21 protein-coding genes, 2 pseudogenes and 1 riboswitch are annotated in these 21,660 nt (G+C 37.1%); of the genes and pseudogenes, 8 read left to right on the plus strand and 15 right to left on the minus strand.

Going from position 1 to position 21,660, the window contains the following annotated elements; all coding sequences use genetic code 11:
* Window positions 1-50: 50 nt before the first annotated feature.
* On the plus strand, window positions 51-1,097 hold the full coding sequence (locus FJQ98_RS17810; protein WP_201406488.1) for a Cj0069 family protein: 1,047 nt from the start codon (window positions 51-53) through the stop codon (window positions 1,095-1,097).
* A gap of 74 nt (window positions 1,098-1,171) precedes the next feature.
* On the opposite strand, the gene FJQ98_RS17815 is transcribed toward FJQ98_RS17810, so the two are convergent.
* The 3 genes from FJQ98_RS17815 to FJQ98_RS17825 all read right to left on the minus strand — a co-directional run bounded on the left by FJQ98_RS17815 (window position 1,172) and on the right by FJQ98_RS17825 (window position 3,568).
* Entirely contained in the window at window positions 1,172-1,804 is a 633-nt protein-coding gene (locus FJQ98_RS17815) for a LysE family transporter (RefSeq protein ID WP_053595469.1), read from the minus strand.
* Between the two features lie 422 nt (window positions 1,805-2,226).
* On the minus strand, window positions 2,227-2,550 hold the full coding sequence (locus FJQ98_RS17820) for a hypothetical protein (RefSeq protein WP_053595470.1): 324 nt from the start codon (window positions 2,548-2,550) through the stop codon (window positions 2,227-2,229).
* A 517-nt stretch (window positions 2,551-3,067) separates the two neighbouring features.
* Window positions 3,068-3,568 (minus strand): hypothetical protein, encoded by a 501-nt coding sequence (locus FJQ98_RS17825; RefSeq protein ID WP_053595471.1) that lies wholly within the window; start codon window positions 3,566-3,568, stop codon window positions 3,068-3,070.
* A gap of 162 nt (window positions 3,569-3,730) precedes the next feature.
* On the opposite strand from FJQ98_RS17825, the gene FJQ98_RS17830 reads away from it, so the two are divergent.
* Together FJQ98_RS17830 and FJQ98_RS17835 are read left to right on the plus strand one after the other, a co-directional pair.
* Window positions 3,731-4,051 (plus strand): helix-turn-helix domain-containing protein, encoded by a 321-nt coding sequence (locus FJQ98_RS17830; RefSeq protein ID WP_201406489.1) that lies wholly within the window; start codon window positions 3,731-3,733, stop codon window positions 4,049-4,051.
* Between the two features lie 182 nt (window positions 4,052-4,233).
* Window positions 4,234-4,806: pseudogene (locus tag FJQ98_RS17835) on the plus strand (IS30 family transposase); the annotation flags it as partial.
* An 820-nt stretch (window positions 4,807-5,626) separates the two neighbouring features.
* Here FJQ98_RS17835 and FJQ98_RS17840 read toward each other — a convergent pair.
* On the minus strand, window positions 5,627-6,367 hold the full coding sequence (locus FJQ98_RS17840; RefSeq protein ID WP_241774555.1) for a tetratricopeptide repeat protein: 741 nt from the start codon (window positions 6,365-6,367) through the stop codon (window positions 5,627-5,629).
* A gap of 486 nt (window positions 6,368-6,853) precedes the next feature.
* Between FJQ98_RS17840 and FJQ98_RS17845 the strand changes: the two genes are divergently transcribed.
* The 3 genes from FJQ98_RS17845 (at window position 6,854) to nspC (ending at window position 9,691) form a co-directional block, all read left to right on the plus strand.
* Window positions 6,854-7,060 (plus strand): hypothetical protein, encoded by a 207-nt coding sequence (locus FJQ98_RS17845; RefSeq protein WP_053594606.1) that lies wholly within the window; start codon window positions 6,854-6,856, stop codon window positions 7,058-7,060.
* A gap of 265 nt (window positions 7,061-7,325) precedes the next feature.
* Window positions 7,326-8,555: a saccharopine dehydrogenase family protein gene (locus FJQ98_RS17850; protein WP_053594605.1), complete on the plus strand. Its 1,230-nt coding sequence runs from the start codon at window positions 7,326-7,328 to the stop codon at window positions 8,553-8,555.
* Complete coding sequence (nspC, locus tag FJQ98_RS17855; RefSeq protein WP_053594604.1) at window positions 8,552-9,691, plus strand: carboxynorspermidine decarboxylase; 1,140 nt, start codon at window positions 8,552-8,554, stop codon at window positions 9,689-9,691. Before FJQ98_RS17850 ends, nspC begins: the two co-directional genes overlap by 4 nt.
* Window positions 9,692-9,737: 46 nt before the next feature.
* On the opposite strand, the gene FJQ98_RS17860 is transcribed toward nspC, so the two are convergent.
* The 5 genes and pseudogenes from FJQ98_RS17860 to FJQ98_RS17880 all read right to left on the minus strand — a co-directional run.
* Window positions 9,738-10,625: a hypothetical protein gene (locus tag FJQ98_RS17860; RefSeq protein ID WP_053594603.1), complete on the minus strand. Its 888-nt coding sequence runs from the start codon at window positions 10,623-10,625 to the stop codon at window positions 9,738-9,740.
* A 45-nt stretch (window positions 10,626-10,670) separates the two neighbouring features.
* Window positions 10,671-10,759: riboswitch (cyclic di-GMP riboswitch) on the minus strand.
* Window positions 10,760-11,076: 317 nt separating this feature from the next.
* Complete coding sequence (locus FJQ98_RS17865) at window positions 11,077-11,280, minus strand: DUF6366 family protein (RefSeq protein ID WP_053594602.1); 204 nt, start codon at window positions 11,278-11,280, stop codon at window positions 11,077-11,079.
* Window positions 11,281-11,642: 362 nt separating this feature from the next.
* Window positions 11,643-12,131: a chemotaxis protein CheW gene (locus tag FJQ98_RS17870; protein WP_053594601.1), complete on the minus strand. Its 489-nt coding sequence runs from the start codon at window positions 12,129-12,131 to the stop codon at window positions 11,643-11,645.
* 25 nt (window positions 12,132-12,156) lie between these two features.
* Window positions 12,157-13,272: a M20/M25/M40 family metallo-hydrolase gene (locus FJQ98_RS17875; protein WP_053594600.1), complete on the minus strand. Its 1,116-nt coding sequence runs from the start codon at window positions 13,270-13,272 to the stop codon at window positions 12,157-12,159.
* A gap of 505 nt (window positions 13,273-13,777) precedes the next feature.
* Window positions 13,778-14,341: pseudogene (locus FJQ98_RS17880) on the minus strand (isocitrate lyase/phosphoenolpyruvate mutase family protein); the annotation flags it as partial.
* A gap of 318 nt (window positions 14,342-14,659) precedes the next feature.
* Between FJQ98_RS17880 and FJQ98_RS17885 the strand changes: the two are divergent.
* Window positions 14,660-15,424, plus strand: coding sequence for a YheC/YheD family protein (locus FJQ98_RS17885; RefSeq protein WP_053594599.1), 765 nt, complete (start codon window positions 14,660-14,662; stop codon window positions 15,422-15,424).
* A gap of 621 nt (window positions 15,425-16,045) precedes the next feature.
* On the opposite strand, the gene FJQ98_RS17890 is transcribed toward FJQ98_RS17885, so the two are convergent.
* From FJQ98_RS17890 to mce, 3 genes are all read right to left on the minus strand, one after another.
* Window positions 16,046-17,011 carry a hypothetical protein gene (locus tag FJQ98_RS17890; protein WP_053594598.1) on the minus strand — a complete coding sequence of 322 codons (966 nt, stop codon included), beginning with the start codon at window positions 17,009-17,011 and terminating at the stop codon, window positions 16,046-16,048.
* A gap of 296 nt (window positions 17,012-17,307) precedes the next feature.
* On the minus strand, window positions 17,308-18,855 hold the full coding sequence (locus FJQ98_RS17895; RefSeq protein WP_053594597.1) for an acyl-CoA carboxylase subunit beta: 1,548 nt from the start codon (window positions 18,853-18,855) through the stop codon (window positions 17,308-17,310).
* 5 nt (window positions 18,856-18,860) lie between these two features.
* A complete protein-coding gene (mce, locus tag FJQ98_RS17900) occupies window positions 18,861-19,274 on the minus strand; it encodes a methylmalonyl-CoA epimerase (protein WP_053594596.1) in 414 nt (137 codons plus the stop codon).
* A gap of 125 nt (window positions 19,275-19,399) precedes the next feature.
* Here mce and prli42 point away from each other — a divergent pair, with 125 nt between their 5' ends.
* Window positions 19,400-19,495: a stressosome-associated protein Prli42 gene (gene prli42 / locus FJQ98_RS27255; RefSeq protein ID WP_158003016.1), complete on the plus strand. Its 96-nt coding sequence runs from the start codon at window positions 19,400-19,402 to the stop codon at window positions 19,493-19,495.
* A gap of 20 nt (window positions 19,496-19,515) precedes the next feature.
* Here the strand turns inward: prli42 and FJQ98_RS17910 are convergent, their stop codons facing one another.
* From FJQ98_RS17910 to FJQ98_RS17920, 3 genes are all read right to left on the minus strand, one after another.
* On the minus strand, window positions 19,516-20,493 hold the full coding sequence (locus tag FJQ98_RS17910; RefSeq protein ID WP_053594595.1) for an aromatic acid exporter family protein: 978 nt from the start codon (window positions 20,491-20,493) through the stop codon (window positions 19,516-19,518).
* Window positions 20,494-20,546: 53 nt separating this feature from the next.
* Window positions 20,547-20,798 (minus strand): hypothetical protein, encoded by a 252-nt coding sequence (locus FJQ98_RS17915; protein WP_143114759.1) that lies wholly within the window; start codon window positions 20,796-20,798, stop codon window positions 20,547-20,549.
* A gap of 361 nt (window positions 20,799-21,159) precedes the next feature.
* The gene (locus FJQ98_RS17920) at window positions 21,160-21,600 is read right to left on the minus strand and encodes a BrxA/BrxB family bacilliredoxin (RefSeq protein ID WP_053594593.1); all 441 of its coding nucleotides are present in this window, start codon (window positions 21,598-21,600) and stop codon (window positions 21,160-21,162) included.
* Window positions 21,601-21,660 lie beyond the last annotated feature (60 nt).

The following is a 21,660-nucleotide window of genomic DNA, read 5'->3' on the forward strand; positions in this document are numbered from 1 at the left end:
TCTGTCCAGTATACTGAAAATATCTTTAATCATAAAAAGGGGGTATTTTTATGGATAGAAAAGTTATTTTTTTCGAGGTTCGTGGTGGCACAGATAAGGGACCAGGTGGTTATCGAAAAGATACAATGCCAATGGTGAATGCGCTAATTCACCATGGACAGGATGCAGAAGTCATTTTCTTTGATGTAACAAAAAAAGAGGAAATTTTTAATTACGTCAAAGAGCATGGTATTGCCTATGTATCACGTATTAATCCAGGAAACTTACAGCATGAGAAAGAGTATTTTGATATGTTACGTGAGCTATGTAATGCGGGTATCATCGGTATGCCTCATCCTGATGCTATGATTGGCTATGGCTCTAAAGATGTATTATCAAAGTTGTCCTCTACGAATTTAGTGCCTGATGATACATTTGCTTATTATACAATTGAGGCATTTAAAGCCCAATTCCCTACCTCTCTTACTAATACCGAACGCGTCCTAAAGCAAAATCGTGGTTCGACGGGCGAAGGTATATGGCGAGTTAAATTGGTTGAACCCCTCGCTGAAGGAATAACAGAAGTACCACTTGATGCGGAGATTAAATGTACAGAAGCCAAAGATAATCACGTAGAATATTGGAAACTTGGCGACTTCATAAAGTTTTGTGAACAGTATATTACAGGTCCAAATGGCATGCTAATTGATATGCGCTTCCTTCCACGTATTACTGAAGGTGAAATCCGCTTATTTATGCTACGTGATAAACCCATTCACGTAGTACATAAAAAACCAGCAAATTCCGAGGACGCTTTTAGTGCAACACTGTTCTCAGGCGCGCAATATCGCTATGATGCACCAGAAGACTGGCAAGAGCTTGTACAAAACTTTTTAATCCAACTACCTCTCGTAACTAGTTTACTGGGCAATTATGATTTACCACTCATTTGGACAGCCGATTTCATGTTAGATACGAACGAAGCTGGCGAAGATTGCTATATTTTTAGGGAAATGAATTGTTCATGTGTAGGCTTCACTTCTGAGCTCTCTTTAGCACATCAAGTAGCAGAAGAAATTTTAACTTGTATCCATGAAAATGCCGAGATTTCGGCATAAAATGAGACTTTAATCTTTTACTGATATGTAATATAGGATAATAAAAAAAGTGCGATCTTTCGGGAACGCACTTTTCATATATAAATCTTAATAGCATGTATGAATTCATAAATAAAATATCCGGCAAAGCAAATTAGTAATACACCCGCTACCATTGTAAGCGACTTGATGACCTTACGACTCATCGCTTTACGGGTAACTGAAACAATGGTCATCAACCCAATATCATGCAACAATATGCCACTCAGAACCCCTGCAGCGATCACTATAAAGTTTGCTGACTCCCCCTGCCCATATGATTTGGCTAGTACAACTCCAAAAACATTTACCCAAAATACTAGATTTCCAGGTGAAATTGCAACTAGTAAACCATTACGATATGAAGTAAAAAATGATTTTGTCACTTTCTCTCCTACAAGCGTAATATCATGATCAGCATTTTTGATAGAATCTAGTCCTAAAAGGAATAAAAATCCAGCCCCTATAATCCACATAGGGATTTGAATGATCGGCATTGCTAAAATGGAAGCTAGGCCCATATACAACGCAAAAACCAATACAATATCTATTGTCATACCACCAAGTCCAACAGCCCAACCATGCATAAACCCATTTTTTAGTCCTTGCTTTGTCATTTCTACTGTAATAGCCCCAACAGGCATGGCAATTGCAAGACCAACCAATACATACGCTACATATAAACTCAAATAAACACTTCTTTCATGCAATAAGATACGTTTCATACGTCCGTTTATAGTTGCATTATAGCATAAAAATACATAAATAGAACATTATACTAATATTTATTCACTTTTTCACGCTATTACTTTATTAAATTATTTGTATGATTTTATGGGGAAACCTATTCCTATTGCTATTCATTTTTTTCTTATCAGAGCTTTTTGATCTACTTAAAAGATTCCAAGTGAATATTTTTCTTTTTCACTAACAGCCTTTATATAAAGATGTTTCTTCAGTAATTTTTGGAAGTAAAAGTGCTGTTGATATCATCAAAAGAATATGGGAATGGGCGAAGTACGGGTCAAATATGGTAGAAGTTATTATGGATGAAGGATCAATAAATGATTACAAGTAGACTGGAATTATATAAAGTTTGAAAATAAAATAGCTAGACAGATAGACCTTTGCCCGTTTGCGTAATAAAGGAAGAGTCGCCCACAGATGATAAGGGTCGACTCACTATTGCCGAGATCCAAAAATAAAAGCCAAGGTTATGACTTATCGTAACATACGAACCCCCTGCCTCATCTCGCAACATTTTCATTGGGAAAAATGATCCAGTAGCCAGTAACAACATAAATAAATGACTAATACTAGTTTTTTTCCCTCTAAACGTTTGAATCGAAATGTAAATGAAAAACAGGTTTGCATACCAACCAACATAAGCCGTCGACGATAACTCTAGAACGAAACCTAGCCAACCCATTAACAATATAATGAGTCCTCCCATTTCACCCCAGTCTGGGCTTGAAATAACAGGTAACTTTAACGAAATACAATACAAAGCCCAAATTACACTATTAGAGCAATCGTATTAAGTTTTTTGAAATTTTTTTCATAATTTTGTTCCTTCTTAGTATTATTCGTTCTAGAAATATAATCGTTCCATATCATTTTCTGAAATTATTTATATCCGAAATATTATATTACTATTTTAAATTATAGTCATCCCAAAAAATCAACACTTTTAATATTTTCTAATCATTTAAATCAAATATCATTTAGAGTTTCTATAAAAGCAACAAAGTTTACGAAAACAGCCTTAGTTTAAAAGAACATTTCTTGCTTGAAGGCGGGTATTAATATATTAAAATCTGATTTAATGTAAGATCGGCTAATCACCCTCGAATGTCTAGAAATCCTTTCTTTATTTTGGACAAGAACCTCCCGGCACTTCTTATTTATTCAATTTTAAATTGTTTTTTATGTTTTAGCCTACACCACTCTTTTTACTCTTGTACGTCTTTATTTTCTATCTTATCATCTGGAAATAAATAAAAAACTAAGGCAATGAAAATTGAAAAACTGTTAAACATGAAGAATGTATTAACATTAAAATATTGGTTGTTAACATGAATATCTAATACTGTTGTGATGTTTTGTACATATTGATCATCTACTTTCCCGTTCTTTTCAATTAATGCATCTTTTATAACTTCTCGATAATTTGCTAGAGAGATTCTTTGATAAATAAAAGCCATAATCAAGTGAACAAAGGTCAAAATTATTCCAACAATGCAAAAGCGTTTACTTATTGAATGAACTTGAAGAATTCTTACCCATAATATAACCATTAGAATGAATATTGGGAGTAATATTGCAACTACTATCAATGCTGGATTCCCGTTGCCTGAAATAGTGACTGGGCTCACAGTCATTCGGTTACTCACATAAAACATTAATAGTACTACTAAACTAGTTATAAAAAGTGTAATCTTTGCAACTTTCAAATTAACATCCCCTTTCAAATAATTTTTTATAAAAGTATATAATTAAAATAAAGGCGAATAGTAGAATCAAGTTGAACACTTTAGAAAAATAAAAACATCGTACGCGAAATCGTGTATTATTGAGGTTCCTACACCAATCAATAAGAAGGGATTTCGAATACGATGCTAGAACAGAATAACATAAAAATAACGAATAAGAAACCACGCCTTACACAGTTTCAACGTGGAGAACTTCAAGGCTATTTGAATGCCGGAATTACAAATAAGAGCGAACTTGCGCGAAAACTCAAGGTTTCGCGCGGGACAATCTACAATGAACTTGCTCGTGGCACGACCACTCAAGTAAAAAAATCAATGGAAAAACATATCTACACAACGCAATATCTTGCTGAAACAGGTCAAGCTGTAACAGATCGAAATGTGGCTCGTTCTCGTAAAACCGTTGAAGTTTGGGCGTGTGAAGGCATTCTTGGCATTTGTTGACGAACTATTACTTGATCGCACAAGGACCCTATCTCCAGATGCGATTGTTGGTCTTACGAAGCTCAAAGGGTTGTTTTCTCCGGATGAAATGATCTCAACAAAGACCCTTTATCATTATATCGAGCTGGGTCTTCTGAAAACTCGAAACAGTGACCTTCTCTTAAAAGGTACGTCGAAATACCAAAAAAAGGTTAAGAAAAACGCAACGCCCAAATAAGACAGTTCTCGGTAAAAGTATTGAAGAACGTCCTGATAGCGTTGAATCTCGTGAAGAATTCGGTCATTTTGAAATTGACTCCGTCGTAGGGCGCAAGGATAAAGAAGATGATGTACTATTAACTTTGATTGAACGCAAAACGCGTCGTGAATTCATCGTAAAGATGGACGGGAAAGATGCCGACTCAGTTAACTACGCACTCTCTTCAGTCCTCGAAGAATTCGGTGAATACACATCTGCGGTCTTTAAATCAATCACCGCAGATAATGGTTCTGAATTCGCTAGGTTGTCAGAAATGTTTGGTGATAGGATAAATATCTATTTCACTCATCCATACTCTTCGTGGGAACGTGGAACAAATGAAAACCACAACGGAATCATCCGTCGTTTCATCCCTAAAGGACATGCGATTGAGGATTATAGCCGGACGCAAATTCGTATGATTGAGAGGGCAATGAACAACCTACCAAGAAAAATCTTTGCCTACAAGACACCAAATGAACTGTTTGAAGAGGAACTTCAGAAACTCGTCTCTTAAGACCGCGGGGACACCCCGCACCCCTGAGCCTCCCTCCAAACAGAAAAGTCTCCTGTTCATCAGTCAGCTACAGATCCTAACCTGTACTGGCTAGATCCACAAGGGAAACCGCCTTGCAGATCTAGCCAACACAGGTTGAACGGACTACGCCGACCGACAAACAGAAGACAAAGGAACCTCTGGGGTGTTTTTTTAAAAAAAGTGTTCAACTTGTAATTGCAATTTAGGTAATTAAAATAAATATAAACATAAACAGTAAAAGCCCTTATAAACGAATAAGGGCTTCTATTTTGCTAATATTGCATATATGCAAAATCAAAATCTTGTACAAAGTTACTCCAGTCAATAGCTCGAGAATCACCATCAGGATCAGGATCTTCAAATTCAATCATCAAATTATCGTAATTTGAACCAGTTAAGTACCATCCATTACCAACTACGAAATGATATTTAAGTCCATCAGTATTTGCTACTTTAAGTTTAAATCTTATAGCTACTGGATGTTTGTTCTCAATTGCACTTCTATATTTCAAACTATTAGAATAGGAGCTTGAAGAGTGCTATATCCCTGCTGAACAAAGAACTAAACTTTCATCCAACGAAATTTTAGCCATAATTCAATACAATAATAATAAACAAGGCAAAGGTTTCATTATCAATCCCTACCTTGTTTATTATCTAATTACGCTATTTCTATTGATATTCAATAATCATTTCCCTACCCGTTACAGTAAATTCATCGAACAGGCTTGAATTTTACCTTTACTTCAGAAAATCTATTTTTTAAGCATACAATTTTTAGGGCAGCTACTCATTCCTCTTATAGCATTTGTTTTTTCCATTGTGACAGCACGTCATTGGATTTCGCAATGTCCACTTTTAATGACACCTGTTTATTTGAGCAACGTTTCTTAGCCTTTTCCCAGGCTTCTTCTAAAGCAGGTAAATAGCTTAAATTTTTTGTAGTTGCAACAAGCTGTAAAAAAATATTCCCTTGAATATAGTACCAGCGAGGGTTCATACTATCTAACTGAATAGCTTCTTCAATAAGACGTAGTGCCAAATACGGACTGCCTTCATTACGGCTCAAAAACTGTGCGAAGGCTCCCCAGTAAAGAGCTTTATTTGGCTGTAGTTTTATCGCTTCCGCATATTGCACAAGTGCTTTATCATGCTCCTTTGCAAGAGCAAAATATTCAGCCATTGTATAATATGCATTCGCTTGTGCCTCGACCGATCCAGCTAGTAATTCATCTACTACTTTACCGAATTGCTGGTCATCCTCACTTCCTATGTATGCAGCGAGTGCATCACGCTCTGGATAAGAGCCATCTGTTCGTTCAACACTTTGCTTCACTTTTTCAGCAGTAGGAGCAGGCATATTTGCATAACCGTTCGCTTCCAACAATGCGACGTGCTGTTGGATTGTTGCGAATGACTCATGTTCTGTAAAGGCACTATTTGCTAAAACTGCTTTGGCTAATAGATAGCTTTCTTTTACATGACCATTTAAAAATAATTCATTTATCTGTTGGACTTGCTCATCAAACTGTTTGATCACTATTTAAATCCTCACCTTCACCAAAAGAAAAGTCTTATAAGTATTTTACCATCTTTAAATCTAAAACAAACTAAATAGCAATAATTTTTCTATAATTCTCTCAATTTCAAAACTGAATCATCAGTCCACATAATTAATGAAAGTCAGTACACATTGTGGTTCATCAGATAGCGAGGGTTGATTTCCGTTCCGACTGGGCGTTTTCCCGAAGGCGTCTGGATGAGCCGCTTCACTCGCGTTGCTCGGCACAGGGTTCCACTGCTTGGACATGCTTTTCCGCCGCTTGGTGGAGACTTTTCGCCGATTGGCCATAGTTTTCCACTGCTAACACATACCTTTCCGCCGCTAACACATCTCTTTCCGCCGCTTCATCTGTGGCGGTAATCCTCTGATTAAAAACATTGGATAAAGTTCTGAATCATGAGATAATTGAAGTGTATTTTCATTTTTTAGAACATGTAAATTATATATAGGAGGGCTTGTGCTATGAATAGACGATTTCATTTTGTATCGCTTATTATTGGAAATTTGTTAACACTTGGAGCTATTTTCATTTATGCTATGCAAAGTCAAGTGGATGTGGCCCTCAGCACTTATGCCCTTGTAATGGGTTTTTTTAGTACATTACTACTAATCTTTTTTTATTTATGGGGGGATGAAAAACAACAAATATCGAATCGTTTTTCTAAATAACTCGGTTGACTTAAAATTACAGTTTTTGAAGTTCACACGCTCGTTGAACAAAAAAAGGCATTTCCCCCTTCTCTACACCAGTAGGTAAGGGATTTTTTTCACTAATATCCTCTTTTTTGGTAGTATTCCCCTTTGAATTCGGGCAATTATTGTTGAAAAATAAAAAATTTTGTAGAAAATTTAAAAACAATGATTGAGTAGTAAATCAATTTTCTGTATAATCAGCTTGTTTGACAATACTTTTTATGAATTTGGGGGTAGACAATTGGGTAAAGCATTGATTATAGGAGCTGGCGGAGTAGCCAGTGTTGTGGTACACAAGTGTGTTCAAAATTCGGACGTATTTGAGGAGATTTGTATCGCAAGTAGAACTGTTTCAAAATGTGACGCTCTAAAAGAAAAACTAGATGGCGGAAAAACAAAGATTCATACCGCACAGGTAGACGCAGACAAGACGGAAGAGGTTATTGAGCTTATTAAAGCCTTCGGACCAGAAGTTGTTATTAATGTAGCACTACCTTATCAAGACTTAACGATTATGGATGCTTGCTTAGCGACAGGTGTGCACTATGTGGATACTGCAAACTACGAGCCACCTGAAACGGCAAAATTTGAATATAAATGGCAATGGGCTTATAAAGAGAAGTTCGAAAAAGCTGGCTTAACTGCTTTACTTGGTAGCGGTTTTGACCCAGGTGTAACGGGCGTTTTCACAGCTCATGCACAAAAACATGAATTTGATGAAATCCACTACATTGATATCGTGGATGCAAATGCTGGTGATCACGGTTACCATTTCGCAACAAACTTCAACCCAGAAATCAACATTCGTGAAATTACTGCGAATGGTCGTTACTGGAAAGAAGGCGAGTGGGTCGAAACTGCACCACTTGAGAAAAAAGAGGTTTATAACTTACCAGAAATCGGACCAAAAGATATTTACCTTTTATACCATGAAGAACTAGAATCACTTGCTAAAAACATTAAAGGCTTAAAGCAAATTCGTTTCTGGATGACATTCTCAGAAAAATACTTAACACATTTAAAAGTATTAGAGAATGTTGGAATGACTTCTATCGAGCCTATCGAATTTGAAGGGCAAATGGTTCAACCAATTCACTTCCTGAAAGCTGTACTTCCTGATCCAGCATCACTTGGACCACGTACAAAAGGAAAAACTAATATCGGTTGTATCATCCGCGGTCTAAAAGATGGCAAGGAAAAAACTTATTATGTGTACAACGTATGTGACCACGAGGAATGCTATAACGAGGTTGGTTCACAGGCGATTTCTTACACAACTGGTGTACCAGCAATGATTGGTGCTATGCTTGTGATGAACGGTCAATGGCGTAAACCAGGTGTTTGGAACGTAGAAGATTTCAATCCAGATCCATTCATGGATGCACTAAATAAATGGGGTCTACCATGGCAAGAAAGCCATAATCCAGAATTACTTGACCTTGATTTAGATGCAAAGGAATTAAGCCGATGAAACCAATTGATTTCTCAAAAGTTCCATCCCCTTCTTACGTAGTGGATGAACGATTATTAACAAAAAATCTAGAACTTTTAAAATCGATTCAAGATCGTACTGGCTGCCGTATTTTATTAGCCTTAAAAGGATTTTCAATGCATTCAACATTCCCATTAGTGGGTGAATATTTGGCAGGGATTACGTCAAGCTCATTATTCGAAGCTCGACTGGGCTATGAAAAAATGGGCAAAGAAGTTCATGTCTATGCACCAGCTTACGTGGAGCACGAAATGGACGAGCTTCTTGACTATGTTGATCACATCGTGTTTAATTCATTTAACCAATGGGCTCAATATAAGGACAAAGTAAAATCTGCTGGTAAAACAATTGAATGTGGTATTCGTATCAATCCTGAGTACTCTGAAATTGAAACAGCGCTTTACGATCCTTGCTACACAAATTCTCGTCTTGGTACAACATTAGCCAACTTCGACAAGTCACAGCTTGAAGGTATTGATGGCTTACACTTCCACGCAATGTGTGAGCAAAACTCAGATACGTTAGAGCGTATTATACAAGTTGTCGAAGAAAAATTTGGTGATGTCTTACACCAAATGAAATGGTTAAACTTTGGCGGTGGTCACCATATTACTCGTGAGGATTATGATGTAGAAAAACTTGTGAATATCATTAATTATATTCAAGACAAGTATAATCTTCTCGTATATTTAGAGCCAGGAGAAGCTGTTGCCCTCAATACAGGTTATTTAGTTGCAACTGTTCTTGATGTACAAAAAAACGATATGGACTTAGCAATTTTAGATACATCGGCAACATGTCATATGCCAGACGTTCTAGAAATGCCATACCGCCCAATGATTATCGGTTCAGGTCAACCAAATGAGCTAGCATACACATATCGTCTAGGCGGGCTTACATGTCTTGCTGGTGATGTAATTGGTGATTATTCATTTGAACAACCTTTAAAACCAGGCGACCGTCTTGTATTTACAGATATGGCGCATTATTCAATGGTGAAAAACCATATGTTTAATGGTGTAAATCTTCCATCAATCGTTTCTTATAACGATGAAGAAGGCATTAAAGTCATTCGTGAATTTAAATTTGAAGACTATAGCGGTCGACTTTCATAATAACAAAGAAAATCCTCTCCAACTTAATGTGCTGGAGAGGATTTTTTTACGGCTGCATATTCATCCAACTATCAACATGATGAATGGCAAAACCATTATAGCTTGTTTTTTTGGCATAGTTTTTATGAACTTGTGCTAATTGTTTATTCATATAGGATTCTCCATCATCATAGAAGGTAATATTTTGCCCTTCATCAGAGGCTCCTGTTTCCACACCAATAACAATTGATTTATTTACTTTCTGTGCATAGTTTATTTCATGTTCAACAATTTTAATAATGTCTTTAGCAGCATCTCGATAAGCCATAATCGAAACACTTTCCACTTGGTCAATCACCCACTCCGCTAATAAACCTTGTCCAAATTGATTGTTGTATTTAATTTCGTCAAACCAAAATGGCATATCCACTTCCAACGGCAATTGTAATTGATCGGTATTCTCTTTAGCTCTAGTAAGAAGCGCTTGATAGGATTCAATCGTTTTTACTTGGTTCGAGCTCCAACCGCTATTTAAGTAGGGCTCTACATCGAGATGGACTCCTGAAAATTGCTCTGTTGCTGCTGCGTTCTCATTATATGTATGTAACCAATCAAACAGCTGATCCTGCATTTGATAGCCCTCTGCTGAAACCCAGCTCGCAGCACCATCCAACGCATATACTTTTATACCTTTTGCGGATGCTTGATCGATAAAGCTTTTATAATAGCTACTTGCTATATCATTATTAATTTGTAAATATAATTTATTAACATGTTTGCTTTCTAAAAATGAGAGTACTCCTGATTCATCTTCAACAATCTTTGTCGTATCCCATAACCAGGTAGCCTTATCTTGCATATCCATTGCGTCTACCTTTCCCATTGTTAATCCTAATGTACTTACAATTGTTACTACAAAAACAATGACTGCTCTAAATAGTGACCGACTTACCATATGTTACATCTCCATTCTATATATGCCAAGGCTCATAGAACAGAACCTGGCAACCTGACAATCATGCACTAGAATAGTGTTTAGACTCATGGCTTTGCGTCCTTCCCTTTCGGTGAAGTTTGCCTTTACAGTAGTTTTCTTACCTTACATAATACGACGTTAGAATGAATATGTCTGTAGGTAAAATGCATAATTATGTTGACAACTTTCGAATAAAATAATAGGAACACAGGTTATTTTTACTATAGCAGTAAAAAGCGTTGAGGTATTCTGTAACATTAAAGATAAGTAATTGTACATAATGATTAAAATCATGAACGAAAAATGGTGTCCACAAATTATGGATGAAGTAGATTTGTCCGATCAAACTTATCAAACAGGGAGAAAAAATTGGTCGGAACGTGCAACGATTACCGCTCACACTTATTCGAATCTTCTATTTTTAAGTTCACTAAAAAAACAATTTGTATACAATATATCCTATAAATAATACTAAAACTAATACCACTATCTCTTTCCAACTCATACCAGTTAAATTTCCACCAACTCCTCTATTTACTCCATCGTTTAGAGAACCAGTAGGATTATTTTTTAATTCACTTTGTCTTAAACGTTCTCTTTTTTCTTCTGGTGTTTCCTTTTCCTTTGAATCCATGTGACAAACACCTCCCCAATGATTAATATTTACTTAATTTATAGAAAGATAAATTCATAATTATGCTTATTTGTAATGTACACACAATTAAAGTCTTATATTTACTCATAATTTACAGCCTAAATAAAATTTAGCTCATCTTAACACTTCGCTTTCGCACATAATATACTTTTTGCCCAGACGCCCCTAGTCGGAACGGAAATCAACCACACGTTTTGGTAATAAGCTTAAATTTCAACATCGATTATTCATTTTCCTTTTATTGTTAGGAAACCACTTAAAAAGAAAGACAGAATCACATATTTGTAATTCCGTCTAAAACATCAACGATGATGTGTTTACTTAAACACTTTAATAAAAACTCAAGCCTCTACGTTTTCTTTTTCATTTTCAAGCATTTTGTGCAAATAATTTATAATTTCACGTATACCTTCTAATGAATTCACAAGTATTTTCGGGTCTACGTATGTGATCATGCGATTTTCAAGATTAGCAACAGCTGTAAAGTAGCGCGTTTTTGAATAATTGACAAGTCCCATCTGCTTTAATACTGACTCATCAAAATCAAGAATTTCACGAGCTTCTGTTACAAGTAATCCGTAATTCACAACATCCGTGTTCAACACTATAATTCGTGCTGTTGCAGCATTAGAAGAACGATTATAAAGAATACGCTCAAAATCAAGCACAGGGACAAGCTCGCCACGAATTCTTGTGAAGCCTAGAAGATAATTAGGCAAATGAGGAATCGGTGTTACTTGCTCTAACTTTTCAATCGAAATCGCTTGTTCCACAGGCACTGCATATTCCTCTGTACCACAAGCAAAAACTACTGCTTTTATACTTTCCATGCGGTCACATCCTCGATTTTTGTTGTTATTTTTTCGCAGACTCTTTGACGATTTCGACAAGTAAATCTGCTAATTTTTCTAATTCTTCTACTGGGATCTTTTCATTTGTTGTATGAATATCTTCATACCCAACAGAAAGATTTACTGTAGGGATGCCAAAGCCTGCAATAACATTAGCATCGGAACCTCCACCTGAAATTCCTAGCTTTGGTGTACGATCGATGTTGTGCACAGCCGCCATTGCCACTTGAACAACTTTATCTGATTCTGTTACACGGAATCCAGGATACATTAGCTTTACTTCAACTTCAGCCTTTGCTCCTAGTGAAGCTGCAACTTGCTCAAACGTCTCCTGCATATGCTTAGTTTGTGCATCTAGCTTCGCTTTGTCGATTGAACGAGCTTCTGCAAGAATCGTTACTTCATCACAGACAATATTTGTTGCCTGACCACCCTCAAAGCGACCGATATTTGCTGTTGTTTCTTCATCTAATCGACCAAGTTTCATTTGTGCAATACATTTGGAAGCAACCGTAATCGCTGACACTCCTTTTTCTGGAGCAACACCAGCGTGCGCTGTTTTCCCAATTATTTTAGTGAAAATTTTTGCTTGGAAAGGCGCTGCAGTTACAATTCCTCCTACTTTACCGTCACTGTCCACTGCAAAGCCATATTTTGCTTTAATTTTAGATGGATCTAACTCTTTCGCTCCAACGAGTCCACTTTCTTCACCAGCTGTAATAATAAATTCAATATCTCCATGTTCAATATTTTGCTCTTTTAAGCGTTTAGCCATTTCAAATAATGCGGCAAGACCAGCTTTATCATCGGCACCTAAAATTGTTGTACCATCTGAAACGATATAGCCATCTTCACGAAGAGACGGTTTAATACCTTTACCTGGGACAACTGTATCCATATGAGAAGTAAAATAAATCGGTTCGATATCTAACGAACCTTTTAACGTAGCAAGTATATTCCCTGCTCCATGCCCGTTACGAGTATGTGCATCATCTTGTTCTACTGTAAAACCAAGCGCTGTTAATTTGTCGATTAAAATCGGCGCAATCACTTGTTCATGTTTTGTTTCTGAATCGATTTGTACGAGCTCAAAAAACTCTTCTACTAAACGACTTGTCATGTTGTAAGACTCCCTTAGTTTACGTGTTTTTCCACGATATAGTATACGTTTTATTTTAGCACAACGTTTAAAGAGTTGAAATCATTCGCTAACATGAAATAAGCTATTTTATGAAGGAATAGCAATTATTTCTTAGCGTAATTATACTGACACTTCGTTTAGATAAATAGCTCTTCGGCAAAACGTGGGTTGATTTCCGTTCCGACTGGGCGCTTTCCTGAGGGCGACGGGCCAACAAATATTTTCTGCGCGAAAGCATAGCGGCAGCGGCAAATATTTTCTGCGCGAAAGCATAGCGACAGCGGCAAATGTTTTCTGCGCGAAAGCATAGCGACAGCAGCAAATGTTTTCTGCGCAAAAGCGTAGCGACAGCAGCAAATGTTTTCTGCGCAAAAGCGTAGCGACAGCGACCGATGTTTTTTGTGCGAAAGCGGAGTGTTGACGTAGCGACAGCAACACGAGGTTGGTCTCGAAGGCATTATCATAGGACGTGATGCCTTTACATTTTACTATGCACAAGAATTGCATCGGCGCCCGCCTTCCTGTAGGATTCCGCACGTTTAAGGGCTTCATCTAATCCCAAGCCTGCAATAAAAGCCTCGACTCTAGCTACAACCATAAAGTCTTCATCCTCTTGAGTATCTTTCATTGCTTTTATTTTCCCGCAAAATTCTTCAATCGATGCGAGAGGTTGTGTTTCTCCATTAATAAATGAGTTCGTTTTTGGAAAAATTTTATCCTCGATACAGACTCCAGCAATATTCAATTGTTCTAGTTTTCTAACTAACCTTCGAGCATTATTAAAATTTCCATATCCCGTATCCCCATCTAATAGAATGGGAATTGTTGTCGTATCACTCATAAATTCAAGTATATCTAATACCTGCGTCCATGATGCTTCATTATTATCTCTTACACCCAATGATCCTGATATCGATAGACCACTCGCCCATATCCATTTAAAACCGACTTCCTCTACAATTTTTGCGGAAAGACCGTTATGGGCTTCCATTAAAAATTCAAGTTTGTCTGAATATATTATTTTTTTAAATTTGGTCGTTTTTTTCAATATCTTCCATCTCCTTACTCGATATCTCCTATTAACATATGCCTAAAAGTAAAGATTAGCAGGGCAGATATATTAGAAACTAATGATTTTGAAATCAAAAAAATGGATATATTGAGAACCATCATAATGCTACTTTTCTAGTGTAGTAAATTTATTATGGGACTCTAGCAGAAAAATAGTAGATATTAGTCGAGTTACCAAGTCTCACCCATGCAAGATAAATCTATTTTCATACAATACAGTAACCTCCATAAGTGGTGAGGGCTACATTATTAATACAAAAGAAATAAAAATATCTTACTAAATGAGGTGAATTCATTGAAAAACGGACTTGGAAAATGGGAACAATTCTTACTTTTAAATCAAAATCCTTTAACAACTAACTTCATTCCAAAATCAACACTTTACAGTCTAGAAAACCTAATCGATATATTAAATAGATATGAGTATGTTTATGTGAAACATGATAGCACTGGACAAGGAAGAGCAATTTATAAAGTCTACAAAAGAAAAGATGGACACTATTGTTTTAACGGATTTAACATACAAGGTGAAGAAATAAATAAGTGTGTGGCGGCAATTGAGGATTTCCATCAAGTTCTACATCCATATGAGAAACACGATAGATTAAGCGGAATTTATATTATACAGGAGGGGGTCAAAAGTCTAACTCCTGATGGGGATTCAATATCCATTCGTGTTCATGTTCAAAATCTAAAGGGAAAATGGATAATTGGTGGAATTTACGGAAGGATTGCAACTGAGGATCATGGGATTGTCAATTCAAATCGGGGTTCTCAAGCAATATCGATTGATGAATTATTATCAGGTTATTTGATGATGGATAATACAAAGAAAGATCAAACAATAGATTCTCTAAAAAAATATTCGATTTTAGCATCTGAAGTAATAGCGTCCCACTTTCCTTGTAGAGAATATGGCATTGATTTTGGAATAAATCTTAAAGGAAAACCTCTATTATTTGAAGTAAATACAACGCCAAGCATACGTAGTTTTGCCAAAGTTGATAGGGCAATCTGGAAGAACATTGTTGAGATTAGGAAAATGCAAAATGAAGGCTAAGTTTGAAATGTAGTTATTTTTCATGTCAGTCACCAGCATATTTCTATTCAATAGACATACATCAAAAAATTACTTTCCCTACTATATTTATAGGAAAGAAAAAACTTAATTGCATCCGTTACTTGTGAACGATTAGGAATTTATCTTTAGAAAAAAATGGATTATGGTTGGGTAGGCTACACTTGGTTAGACAGCTCATATAAGGGCTAATACACTAAAAAGACTACCCAAATAAGCCTGTCAAAAATGAGACGAGAACGTAAAACCTAAAGGAGATTTTAAGTTATAAATGGTGAAGCTTTATGAAAATGACAAGTCTCTTGCAGACATTGGCGACAATGGCTTCATTACTACGCTTTTTTGAGGTTTGTAATAGGCTTAGCGCTACTTGCTTAAAATATTATTCTCCATATCGACAACAACAATGTTTTATCTGTGCGAAAGCGTAGTGCTAACGTTGTGTCAGCAACATTCAACAATATTTGCGAAAACGAAGGCAGCGGTCCGATGCTCACTCACAGGAAAACGGGTAGCTAGCTTGAAACGGAAATCACCAATCAATCATCCTATATTGCTAAACGAAGAAAAAACCTGTGAAAAGAGGGAGATTCTTTTCACAGGTTACTTTACATCTACATTTTGAAAAACCGCTTCTTTTTCTTTTTGCAGAGACTGCAAATAGTTATCTGCCTTGTTATGTTTATCCTGTAGACGCAAAATTGTATTATGTACATCATCTTGCACACGAGAAACCTGCTCTCTTGCGGTAGATATTTTAGAATGGACAGACCAAGCTGAAAAAACATCATCAAAGAAATAGTCCGCAAATTTTACGAATCCATCTGTTTCAACTTGTAATGATTTCGTTGATATATCATGTACATCTAACAGTTCGTTGTGGAAGCGTTGTAACGTAATTTGAGCATTGTGAAGATAATTTTCGGTCTTATCAAGTGCGTCATGCTTTAAACTTGTGGCAATGAGCCCCCCACCAAAAAACGTATCCCACGTCGAGTATCCATTTGCAGAATGCAAGGACTCTGCAGCTTGTCCAAGCTTAGTAAGTGCTGCTTCACCAGCATCCACTGCTTCTTTTATTTCCGTAATTAGTTGTTTCGTTAACATTTCTTCATGTGCTAATTGCTCAAGCCTTTTTGCCTGTTCAGGCTCATGGATTTGTAAGTAGCCTTTCTTTTTAGCATTTAATTGGCTTAAAGCTCCTTTTAACTCTTGTTTATTAATTTGAGAAAGTTTGGTGTTGATTTGCCCCAAATCATGCGTCAAGTCAACATCCATCTTCTTTGCTTCATTTATTTTTAATTCAAGAATGGCTGCTTTATCAATTTTTTCTTCACGTAGTTCATCTTGTTGCCCTGTCCACGTTCGAATCATATTCATAAAAGAAAAGCCTTCTAACTTATCGAGTCTCAAACGAATTTGATTGAGTTCTTTAGAATGTTTGTAAATTTCTTGTTGTTCATGCTCGATTTGCTGTTCAATTAAAATCTTTTGTTCACTTAACCTACTAGCAGTTCTTAATTGTGCATGAATCATTTCTTGCTCTTTTTGTAATTGTTTCCATTCCATTCATCTCAACTCCTCTTACATATATGTACGGATGAAATAAGAATATGTTTCAATTTTCTGTCTCCTCAAAATAACGTGTAGTTGATCTCCGTTCCGGCTGGGCGCTTTCCTAGGGGCTTCCAGCCGGAACGGAGATCAACTACTATACGTGGTATACGTTTTAACAAATGTTATCCTCTACTTTTGGTGATGAGCCAATTATCTGCCATTTTCATTAATTTTTTATCTTATCAAATTAAATTCAAGTCTAAAAGAAAAGCCTAGTAATCGAATGACTACTAGGCTTGTACAATTTTTTATAGAGGAATGTTTCCGTGCTTTTTCTCTGGGCGTGTTTCGTGTTTGTTGGATAACATATCTAGCCCTTGAATCAACTTAATACGTGTATCACGTGGATCGATAACATCGTCTACCATACCGCGGGATGCCGCAACGTATGGATTTGCGAATTTTTCTTTATATTCTTCAATTTTAGCAGCACGTGTTGCTTCTGGATCTTCTGATTTTGCAATTTCACGTGCGAAGATGATGTTTGCTGCACCTGCTGCACCCATAACCGCAATTTCAGCATTTGGCCATGCGAATACAAGGTCAGCTCCGATTGATTTAGAGTTAAGGGCAACGTACGCACCACCGTATGCTTTACGTAGAATCACTGTAATTTTTGGTACAGTTGCTTCTGAGTATGCATAAAGGATTTTCGCTCCGTGACGGATGATTCCACCATGCTCTTGTTTAACGCCTGGGAAGAAGCCAGAAACGTCTTCAAATGTGATGATTGGTATATTGTAAGCATCACAAGTACGGATGAAGCGAGCAGCTTTGTCCGAAGAATCAATATCTAACCCACCAGCTAGTACTTTAGGTTGGTTACATACAAGGCCAACTGATTCTCCAGCAATACGCGCGAAAGCAACTACTACGTTTTTCGCAAATTCTGAGTGAACTTCCATAAAGGAACCTTCGTCCACTACTTGCTCGACTACTTTACGTACATCATAAGGACGTGTAGTTTCGATTGGTACAGCATCCACGATTTCTGGACGATAGTCATCACCCTCTGGACGTGCCTGACGTGGAGCTTTTTCTTTATTATTTTGTGGTAAGTAGCTTAATAGTTTCTTAATTTGATCAATCGCTGCTTCTTCAGATGGTGCGCGGAAGTGTGCGTTACCACTTACAGCGTTGTTTACTTTAGAACCACCTAAATCTTCAGCAGAGATTTTTTCACCTGTTACCGTTTCGATAACTTTAGGTCCTGTAATAAACATTTGAGATGTTTTATCAACCATTAGAATGAAGTCTGTAATTGCTGGAGAATATACCGCTCCACCAGCACATGGTCCCATGATAACTGAGATTTGTGGAATTACCCCAGAGTAGATTGCATTACGATAGAAAATATGACCATAACCATCAAGTGAAAGTACACCCTCTTGAATACGAGCACCACCTGAATCATTAATACCGATGAATGGTGTACCATTTTTTGCAGCTAGGTCCATCACTGTTGCCATTTTTTTGGCATGCATTTCACCAAGCGCTCCACCAAATACTGTGAAATCTTGAGAGAATAAGTATACTGGACGTCCATTAATTTTACCGAAACCAGTTACTACACCATCACCAGGACCTTCCATTTTGTCCATGCCGAAGTCTACTGTACGGTGTGTAATGAATGGGTTAATCTCGAAAAAAGTACCTTCGTCTAGTAATAATTCAATACGCTCACGAGCTGTTAATTTCCCTTTTTCATGTTGCTTCTCGATGCGCTCATAGCCACCGCCAAGTTCAATTACCGTCTTACGGTCATACAAGTCATTAATTTTGTCGAACATATCCATATTGATCACTTATCCCCTTTTCCACTTTTATCGCATAATTCATATAACACACCGAAAGATGATTTCGGATGCATGAAAGCAACCTCTGCACCACCAGCACCTGGTCCTGGCTCTTCCGATAAAAGACGTACACCTTTTTCACGAAGCTCTGCCATGCGCTCACGAATTCCTGTCACACCGAAAGCTACATGGTGAATACCTTCTCCACGTTTCTCGATGAATCCATGAATAGCACTTTTTTCACTCATCGGTTCTAATAACTCAATTTTTACGTTGCCAGCATCAATAAATGCAACACGAACCTGTTGAGATTCTACCTCTTCCACTTTCAGTAACTTTAAGCCTAAAGTTTCTGTATAATATGTAATGCGTTCATCAAGATCGCGTACCGCAATCCCGATGTGATCTACTTTCTCCATGGTGACATCTCCTTCTGTTATGGTACATAATCTATTTTACAGACTTTTTCGTCAAAACTCTACTACTTGAGAAATTTTTCAGATTTGCTAAACTATTTATAAGAAAAGAAGGAGCGAACGAGCATATGAGTAATAAAAAATTTCAAAAAATCGTTGTTTATACTATGGTCGCAATCATGGTAATTTCATCTCTAGCATTCGGCTTATCAATGCTAGTGTAATGAAAAGCTAGGCGTCCGCATTACTGCGGGCGCTCTTTCTTTACCTTTAACCCCTTGAAAGACTGCTTAATTTCTAAATATCGATCCATTTCCTCTATAAATTGATAGAGTGCCGCTTGCGCTAGAAATTGCTCATGGTTTTTCGGTAAAGGTAATTGGGCGAAATCTCGTTTTACCTGCTCTAACTTCTCTCTAAAATGACTAGCCGTATTTCCTGAATGAACGTGTTTCCCGAGATCTTGTAAAAAGTCAGCAACGATAATTCCCTCTTGTACTATAACAGGAAGTGCCGTTATTTTTGGAAGTACCCTATCTATAATTTCTAGCTGTTGTTCTCGCATATCAAAATACAAATAGTAGTCATTTTTTCGTCTCATAAAATGATTTTCAACATCTTTAAATGCTAGGGATTTCGCATTATTTAATGCTTTGATTGCTTCAATAATTTCTTGTCCATCCCACAACGTATCGCCTTCTCTTAAATAATTGGCAATTTCTAAAAAAATCTTACTGTAAAGTTCCTCAATTTTAACTCGATAGTAATTTAATTCCTTTTGAATGTCTGGCATATACATATTTATAGCTATTCCAGTCCCATAACCAATAGCCATCAATGCGAATTCATTATAAACAAGTGCTAATGAAAAACTCTTAGCTGCGTATATATGCATGATAATAACCGCACTAGAGACAAAGCCATCTGCTACCTTCAACGACACGATTGTTGGTATAAAAATGATAAGCATACCTGCTAATGTCAGTGGGTGATAGGAAAATAGCTCAAAGCTCAAAAATGCATAAAGCATACCGATAATACTTGCGACGAATCGTGTATAAGCAGCATGAAGGGATTTTTTCTTCGTTGGCTGTACACATAATATTGTTAGAATACCAGCAGATGCATAAGAAGCTAATTGAAAATATTGGGCAATGGCAATAGCGATTGCTGCACCAAATGCCGTTTTTAATGTACGATAGCCGATTGAAAACTTCTTCAAGTCGACTGCCTCCTATCCTTCAGTACTCTAATTTTACAAACATATTGATTAGCTTATTTCACCACAAACATAGACACATCACCATAACGTGTAGTTGCTTTCCGTTCCGACTGGGCGCTTTGTAGCTGCCGCTTTGCTTTCGCTACAGAAACATTTGTTGTTGCTGTCGCTACGCTTTCGCGCAGAGCAGAGCTTCCTGGGGGCGTCCGATGAGCCGCTTCGTTGCCACTTTCGCACAGAAAACATCCGCTTCGCTCCAGGGTCTTATCTGTGACGCTAATCCCAAGGAGTCTCCCAGCCTCCACTCCAATCAACTTATATTCATTGAATACGTTTTAACAAATATCATCCATAACTTTCGGTGATGAGCCACAATATGGTAGTTCTAGAAAAATAACAGGTTTCACCACAAATAATGCCCGCTATTTCTAATCAACACACCTGTTAATTTTATTTATTTCGAACTTTAGGTTATTCATTTAGCCAATATTTCAAATATTTCGAACGTCAATTGACTAGTATAATGAAGATAAAATAAAGTTATCTATAAAATCATGCTAATCGGGGATCAATTAGCATAGTCATGTAGTAAGCCTCCGCAGATATTTTGTAGCTGCGGGGCTTCCTACTTATAGAATAGCTTCTCTTTTAACTCTATGAATAAAATTAAAGTTCGTCGCAGTATTCCTCAAAGTTTGCTTGTAAGTTTGTCACTACTGACATTGGGTCATGACCTTCAATTTCATAGCGTCCAACTTCTGCTACTACTTGCCCATCCTTTAATAACACAAATGATGGGGAGGATGGTAAATGATCTTCACCGAAGTGATAACGAGCAGCTGCAGTTGCTTCCTTGTCTTGACCAGCAAATACCGTTACAAGATGGTCTGGACGTTTATCGTAATGTACACTTTGTGCTGCCGCAGGACGCGCGATACCCCCTGCACAGCCGCATACTGAGTTCACCATGACTAATGTTATACCTGGACGAGCAAACGCCTCTTCAACAGCTTCTGGCGTGCGAAGCTGCTCATAACCAGCACCCTCAATTTCTGCACGTGCTGTTTTTAAAATTTCTTGCATAAATAAATCGTAATCCATATTCATATAGCGATAGCTCCTTTCAAGTTCGCGTCATCCTAGACTTACCCTTAGATATTCGACGCT

The organism is Lysinibacillus agricola (assembly GCF_016638705.1).
In the GTDB taxonomy this organism is placed as follows: domain Bacteria; phylum Bacillota; class Bacilli; order Bacillales_A; family Planococcaceae; genus Lysinibacillus; species Lysinibacillus agricola.

Coding starts and splice junctions, on each gene's coding strand:
- FJQ98_RS17865 (WP_053594602.1), bottom strand. CDS start 11,280: ATGGATTCAAAGGAAAAGGAAACACCAGAAGAAAAAAGAGAACGTTTA.
- mce (WP_053594596.1), bottom strand. CDS start 19,274: ATGGAGAAAGTAGATCACATCGGGATTGCGGTACGCGATCTTGATGAA.
- FJQ98_RS17920 (WP_053594593.1), bottom strand. CDS start 21,600: ATGAATATGGATTACGATTTATTTATGCAAGAAATTTTAAAAACAGCA.
- FJQ98_RS17890 (WP_053594598.1), bottom strand. CDS start 17,011: ATGGAATGGAAACAATTACAAAAAGAGCAAGAAATGATTCATGCACAA.
- prli42 (WP_158003016.1), top strand. CDS start 19,400: ATGAGTAATAAAAAATTTCAAAAAATCGTTGTTTATACTATGGTCGCA.
- FJQ98_RS17875 (WP_053594600.1), bottom strand. CDS start 13,272: ATGACAAGTCGTTTAGTAGAAGAGTTTTTTGAGCTCGTACAAATCGAT.
- FJQ98_RS17830 (WP_201406489.1), top strand. CDS start 3,731: ATGCTAGAACAGAATAACATAAAAATAACGAATAAGAAACCACGCCTT.
- FJQ98_RS17845 (WP_053594606.1), top strand. CDS start 6,854: ATGAATAGACGATTTCATTTTGTATCGCTTATTATTGGAAATTTGTTA.
- FJQ98_RS17810 (WP_201406488.1), top strand. CDS start 51: ATGGATAGAAAAGTTATTTTTTTCGAGGTTCGTGGTGGCACAGATAAG.
- FJQ98_RS17895 (WP_053594597.1), bottom strand. CDS start 18,855: ATGGATATGTTCGACAAAATTAATGACTTGTATGACCGTAAGACGGTA.
- FJQ98_RS17870 (WP_053594601.1), bottom strand. CDS start 12,131: ATGGAAAGTATAAAAGCAGTAGTTTTTGCTTGTGGTACAGAGGAATAT.
- nspC (WP_053594604.1), top strand. CDS start 8,552: ATGAAACCAATTGATTTCTCAAAAGTTCCATCCCCTTCTTACGTAGTG.
- FJQ98_RS17860 (WP_053594603.1), bottom strand. CDS start 10,625: ATGGTAAGTCGGTCACTATTTAGAGCAGTCATTGTTTTTGTAGTAACA.